The organism is Paraburkholderia kirstenboschensis, assembly GCF_904848585.1.
Taxonomy (GTDB): domain Bacteria; phylum Pseudomonadota; class Gammaproteobacteria; order Burkholderiales; family Burkholderiaceae; genus Paraburkholderia; species Paraburkholderia kirstenboschensis.
In genome coordinates this window covers 1-5,810 of sequence record NZ_CAJHCR010000047.1, presented here as the reverse complement: position 1 = coordinate 5,810, position 5,810 = coordinate 1, and the positions used below count along the sequence as shown (strand labels likewise).

Below are 5,810 nucleotides of genomic sequence, written 5' to 3'. Positions count from 1 at the left end.
ATCAGCGCTTTCTGCGTCTCACTGTAATAAATCCGGCGTCTCTGCTTCATGTGCAACACTCCTGCTGCTTGCGCAGTCTTCAGTGTGTTGCATCGACCGGTTGAATCCGCCACTGTGTCCGGACACCGCTTCCAATCGTCCCCCAAATCACCGGAGATGTCGGACCTGTTCAACAAGCAAAGCTACCCTCCAGAAGCGGCGCTTCCATCGCGCAATGTCGCCGCGAGACGCCGCGTTCTCACACTTGTTCTGGCCGTCGCGGTAGTGGTCCCACTGCTGGGTCTTGCTGTCTACGGGTACTCTGATTACACGCGCCGGATGGCGGATGCGAACGCAACTGTTGACCATCTCGCCCGCGTTGCGCAAGAGCACGCGCTGAAGGTGTTGGAGCTGAACGGCGAAATGTCTCTTCGTGTCCTGGACATGCTCAACGACAGTGACGATGCAGAGCTTCGGGCACATCAGTCGAGCGTCCACTCAAAGCTTAAAAGCATTGCCAGCGATTTCCCACAGGTCTCGGCCATCTCGGTTTCGGCGTCGACGGGACGCTGTTGGCGAACAGCAACTACTTTCCGGTGCCGGTCATTGCAATCCCTGATGGCAACAATTTCTTCGCTACGCGGGCCGCCCCGAGATTTCACATCTCCCTGCCATCGCTTGGCAAAGGCTCACAGAAAAACGTGCTTGAAACAAACGTTGACCGGCTCGGGATAGACGGGACCTTCCTCGGCATTGTGTCAATTGCGTTGCGACGCGAGTACTTCACCGACTTCTACAAGGAGCTGGTCGGTGATGACCCGGCGTTGGTTCTTGGTCTTGAGCGCGAAGACGGAAGCATTCTCGTCCGTTACCCCGTCGCGCCGCCCGGTGCGCCAGGAGCGTCACCACCTCAGCAGGCTTCGGTTGCTCGCGTTCTGCAAGAGGGTCTGCGCGCTGGCCATGCGCGAATGCCCTCGACCGTAGATGGCGTTGAGCGACTGTTTGCATTCAAACAGGTCGGTAGTTTTCCGCTGTACGCAGTGAGCGGCTACTCCACCGCGGTCGTCTTCGAGATGTGGTGGCATCACTATGCCCTCGCCGCCGCCGTCACCCTGCTACCGTGCATTGGAATCTGGGTGTTGGTGCTTTTTTCCCTTCGGCAAATCGACACGGAGCAAGCCGCGTGGGAGAGCTGGCGCATGGAGGTCACCGCCCGGACGCTGGCTGAGGAATCGGCCAGGCAGTCCCAGCGCATGGGGGCAATCGGTAACCTGGTCTCGAGTGTCGCCCACGATTTCAACAACCTTCTAATGGTTATTTCGGCAAACCTGGAAATCGTGCGCCGCAAACGTTACGACAATGTGGAACACGAAGCGCTCACCATGAAGCGGGCGATGGTAAACGCGGAATCACTAACGCGGTGCTTACCCAGCGTTGCGAGAAAACAGCCGCTCAAAGAGCAGCAAATTGAGTTCCGCGCCTGGCTACCAGCAGTTGCAGGAATCCTGAACACGTCGTTAGGCAGCCACGTCTCGTTAGACGTGGAGGTCGCCCCCGATGTGTGGAATGTGTGCATTGACCCAACCGAGCTGGAAGTCGCCATCATCAACGTCGCCGTGAATGCGAGGGATGCCATGCCTGACGGCGGCCATTTCACCGTTCGTTGCCGCAACGCGGCGTTGCCTGTGACCGATGCAAATGTCCCTGCGGGTGAGTACGTGGAGCTATCGTGCACAGACGACGGCGAGGGCATGACAGACGCCGTCGCGCGACGCGCGTTTGAACCGCTTTTCACGACGAAACCTCGCGGGTCAGGGACAGGCCTCGGCCTGGCGCAGGTACTGGCTACTTGTGAACAGGCCGGCGGAGCCGCACGCGTCGAAAGCGTCCCTGGGCGCGGAACCACCGTATTCCTGTATCTGCCTCGCTATCAGAGCCGCGCTGAACTGACACTTCCAAGCGAGCCGCCGACCGGGCAGGCGGGGATGGGCGTCCCGCAAAGTGCAGTCCTCCTTGTGGAAGACAATGCGGAAGTTGCCGCAGGCATCGCAGCGGTCCTCGAGGTCTTTGGTTGCCATGTTCATCATGAAACGAGCGCGGATGCAGCACTAGACGTCCTCGATTCAGGAACGAGCTTTGACGTCATCCTGAGCGACGTTCACATGCCCGGCAGGTTAAACGGTATCGACCTGGCCGAACGGGTGCGTCATCGGTGGCCTGCGCAAAATATTGCCTTGATGACCGGATACGCCGAAGAACTCGAACGCGCCGAGCGGCTGGGCGTCCCGATTCTCGCCAAGCCGTTCAGAATGGAGGAACTGAGCGCGCTGGTTTCAGCGCAGCCGCTCTGAAGGACACAGCGCTAAACAGTTCGCTTTTTCACGGTCAAACCTGCTTCAAGGCATCTGTGCTTGAGGGCTGCGGTTTTCTTTCAGTCGGACGCCGGCATGGTCAACCCGCGCGCACGACTTTCTACTTCGCCCGCTTCTCATCAGGCAACTGCCGGAACGGCCTCGCCGCCCAGAGGGTATCGCGCGCTTCTGTCCTGCGACCCTGCCCGGTCTGCTTAAGCTCCTGCAGTTGTCGGCGCGTTCTCACAACCAGCCTGCTCGTCGCGGGCTTCGCAAAAGCTGCCTGCATTGCTCGGAGCCTAAATGACCTTCTTCGTCGTCTTCCTGATGCTTCGCCCGGCCACACTCCCCCCAGGACTGCATCGATGATGCCACCGCCCGCGCGTACTCGCCAGGTTGTCCACAAATTCTGTTTAGAAGCCTGTGGACAATTCGAGAGCAAACAGAACAACCCGCTGAAACTAATGACTTTATGCAATGTGCGCTCGGCAAGTGCATTTCGCGTGGGCAACGTGCTACGCGCGGGACTGTGGGGTAAGCACACCACTTAGTTGGCCATGCGCAGCGGAATCTTAGGGACGAGAGGAAGGCTACGCCCCCGTTTCGCCAACGTGCCATAAGTCGCTAGCCTATCGGGGCCTTCCGGTCTGTCACCTGTTTGACACCCCTTAGGGGGATAGCGAATCCATCGCTACGCTGGCTGCAGCAGCCAAGCGTGAAGCAAAAAAGGCGACCGACAGCTTCCATGTCGCCGGTTACCCTCGCAACCCGGCCTGCTGCGCTACACCCCTGACAAGCTGTTGACCTCCGCCCCTTGCGTATCTCGCGGTCAAAAAGACAGGATTGAATTTATGCAGTGCACGCCTAGATGAGCATTCCGAAGTTCATCAGCGTCTGGCGCGAAGCAGTGCAGTAAGCGCACCAGGGGTCAGCAGAACGCAAGGAATGTATCTGCAGACAAGAAGAAGACGACTGACGTGCGGGAAGCGATAGGCCTATTCAATTTGCGTACGGGTGGGCAGCGTCGTCTAATCGACCTCCCGAAGTTGCCATTCCTAATCAACGCCAGGAGCGCACCATGGCCCAGCCCAACGTTGAAGATGTCATCAAGGCGATTGCCTCTGACACCAACACTCCTACGGAGACCGTGTCGAAGCTGTATAACGACACGTGGGCCGAATACAGTGACGGCGCGCGGATAATGGATTACATGGCAGTTCTCGTGGCCAAGCGTGTCCGCGAGCATTTGCGGCATCGGCACTAGGGCCGCTTTGGAGAATCGGTACACCGTCCTCGGAGATTGCGGGATGCCGCGATGAAAAGCGCTGTCTTAAACTGGTCCGACATGTCACCACGTCTTTGCCGCCCAGATTGACGACGGACAATTGGCGGTGCCGAGCAACGAAATGCTGCAGCCGGGTCGACGTCCGGACGTGAGTAACGGCTTACATCGGCGAAGTTGTCAATGCTTCGGCTATGAAAATGACAGTGTCATTGCCACCGCCGGTTCACCACCTACCGTATCGGCAATGGGTAAGCAGGTTGCCCTGGAAGACAACCTGTGCAATGCCGTTGCGAGGCTTTGCCGAAACTAATTGCGTCCTAGACCCGATGCGCCCTAGCTTCGTAGAACTGAACGCGCCACCGGCGCTGACAGGGTCGAGCCGTACGGGCGAGGCCTGTCAGTGCGCCTCAAACTGGCGTCGAATCATTGCTTTCCACGGGGGACCTGGATGCAGCAGGCGGAACGCGCTTGGGCAAACTCAAACAGTCCGTGTTCAGGCCCTGCCTTTGCGCTGCGCAGGTAAGACTTTTCGGCCACATTCAACTAAAAAGACAAAGGGCGACCCGGTTCTCTTTGGCAGCAACATTAGCCCAGTGTCGCCAGCAGCTTCATGAAATTGCGCTTGGCCCGATAGGTCTCGCGGATGGTCTGCAGTTCATCGGCGAACTGCGCATGCTCCTTCAGTTCTGCTCGCAATTTTTCGATAGTCCGCACAATGCCGAACGCCTCTTCATAACGGGCGTTACGCGTTCCACTTTCGGCGGCGATGGGCACCAGGCGGTGATACAGCGCAAGAGGGTATGCTATTCATGCGCACCAGACACAGCTCGCATGAAAACCAAAGCAGCAAAGACGACGCTCGGTGATTGAGCGGCTAGCGTTCGACGACGGCTCAACTGGTTTACGTCTCCTGCGCTCGAACTGCAACCCTCACCCGATGCCTCGGGCCGCAGTCGCCCCTGACCTCGTCCGGAGCAAAAAGATGAATGTGACTACTGGCACGCTTGCAAGCGAAGAACTGAAATTTACACCGGCCATCTTCTCACGCGACGATGGAGTGCTTTTCTCCGTTTACAGCCTGACGTTCGGGTATCAAGCTTTCACACTTTCGTTCGAAGCTGCGTGCGAGCGTCTCGGCGCTTACAATCAGGAGCGTACGCAGGTTTTACTTGCCTTCCAGTTGAACCATCCACGTATTGCCCGTGCCATCAAGGGAAAAGCGTTGCTGGCCGACGGGCGACGCGTCGTTCTCGAGGCGACGGATTTCATCCAAAATTGAGTGGGCGAGTTGAATTTCTGCCGTCAATACGGCGACTAGAATTTTCGACAGCCTTCGAAGGCTTCCGAATCGCTGGCATCAATGAAACTGCTGCCATTCGTGAATAATCCGAACCGCCGCAGTAATTCTCTGCCTTTCAATGTGGTCGCCAAACGGACACGACCGGAAACTGCGGGAAGCAATCTCACCAGTTCTGCTCGCAGCAGACTGACGGCGTCAGCGTCAGCATGCTGTATCTGGTCTGGCGCAGTATGGACGACGATTAGTCGTCGCAATTTCGTGAGGGCTAAGAAAGCATTCTGTCATTGCTACCTCGAATCTCCAAGCACAGGGGTGCGCGCTGTTCTTGCGTACCACGAATAAAAGCCACCATGGTCACACAACTTAAGCTACCGGCGAATCGTGACAGTAAATCCAGCGGTGCCCTGACCCTTGGAGCGCAGGCGGAATGTGACGAAATACTGGCGGCCTATACGAGACCAGTCCGCCGTGAATGCGGAGAAGCATCGGTCGGACGCGATTCGGCGTAGCCTCACCTACCATCGCTTGCCGAGCCGCTGGTGGATGCGACCGTTGCGCATGCTGCGCCGTGCGAGTAGCCGAGCACGCAGGAGTTTTGCAAGCTGAGATTTGGCGCTGCGACGCCTGCGGCCACTAATGTGGGCATAGCGTCCGTTGCTCGCAATGAGCCGGGTATTAAACGAGGGTTCTGAACGATAGGACGACCTACCTAGCCGACGCTTTTCGCTTCCGTGATTCAGTGCGGCGCGCAAGGTCTGAGAGTAGCCACCTGGCGACCAAATCCGGTCGAGGCTGTGTGGAAACCCGGAACGCAGATTTGACGTGAAAAAAATCTGTTTCGACGACTATATAGCCGCGTTGCGCTCTCGGAATCAATCGATCAACTGAGAGATGT

The 5,810-nt window shown here is 57.8% G+C and carries 4 protein-coding genes; 3 read left to right on the top strand and 1 reads right to left on the bottom strand.

What is annotated here, in order from left to right; translation table 11 throughout:
- Window positions 1–551 precede the first annotated feature (551 nt).
- Window positions 552–2,330: an ATP-binding protein gene (locus JMY24_RS37640; protein WP_328809342.1), complete on the top strand. Its 1,779-nt coding sequence runs from the start codon at window positions 552–554 to the stop codon at window positions 2,328–2,330.
- Window positions 2,331–3,408: 1,078 nt separating this feature from the next.
- A complete protein-coding gene (locus JMY24_RS37635; RefSeq protein ID WP_201704071.1) occupies window positions 3,409–3,594 on the top strand; it encodes a DUF3562 domain-containing protein in 186 nt (61 codons plus the stop codon).
- A 606-nt stretch (window positions 3,595–4,200) separates the two neighbouring features.
- On the opposite strand, the gene JMY24_RS37630 is transcribed toward JMY24_RS37635, so the two are convergent.
- Complete coding sequence (locus JMY24_RS37630) at window positions 4,201–4,389, bottom strand: hypothetical protein (RefSeq protein ID WP_201704069.1); 189 nt, start codon at window positions 4,387–4,389, stop codon at window positions 4,201–4,203.
- Window positions 4,390–4,597: 208 nt separating this feature from the next.
- Between JMY24_RS37630 and JMY24_RS37625 the strand changes: the two genes are divergently transcribed.
- Window positions 4,598–4,894, top strand: a complete 297-nt coding sequence (locus JMY24_RS37625) for a hypothetical protein (protein WP_201704067.1) — start codon at window positions 4,598–4,600, stop codon at window positions 4,892–4,894.
- The last annotated feature ends 916 nt before the right edge of the window (window positions 4,895–5,810 follow it).

What these genes read in the sequence shown, in the direction of transcription:
- JMY24_RS37635 (WP_201704071.1), top strand. Translation starts at nt 3,409, where the DNA reads ATGGCCCAGCCCAACGTTGAAGATGTCATCAAGGCGATTGCCTCTGAC.
- JMY24_RS37625 (WP_201704067.1), top strand. Translation starts at nt 4,598, where the DNA reads ATGAATGTGACTACTGGCACGCTTGCAAGCGAAGAACTGAAATTTACA.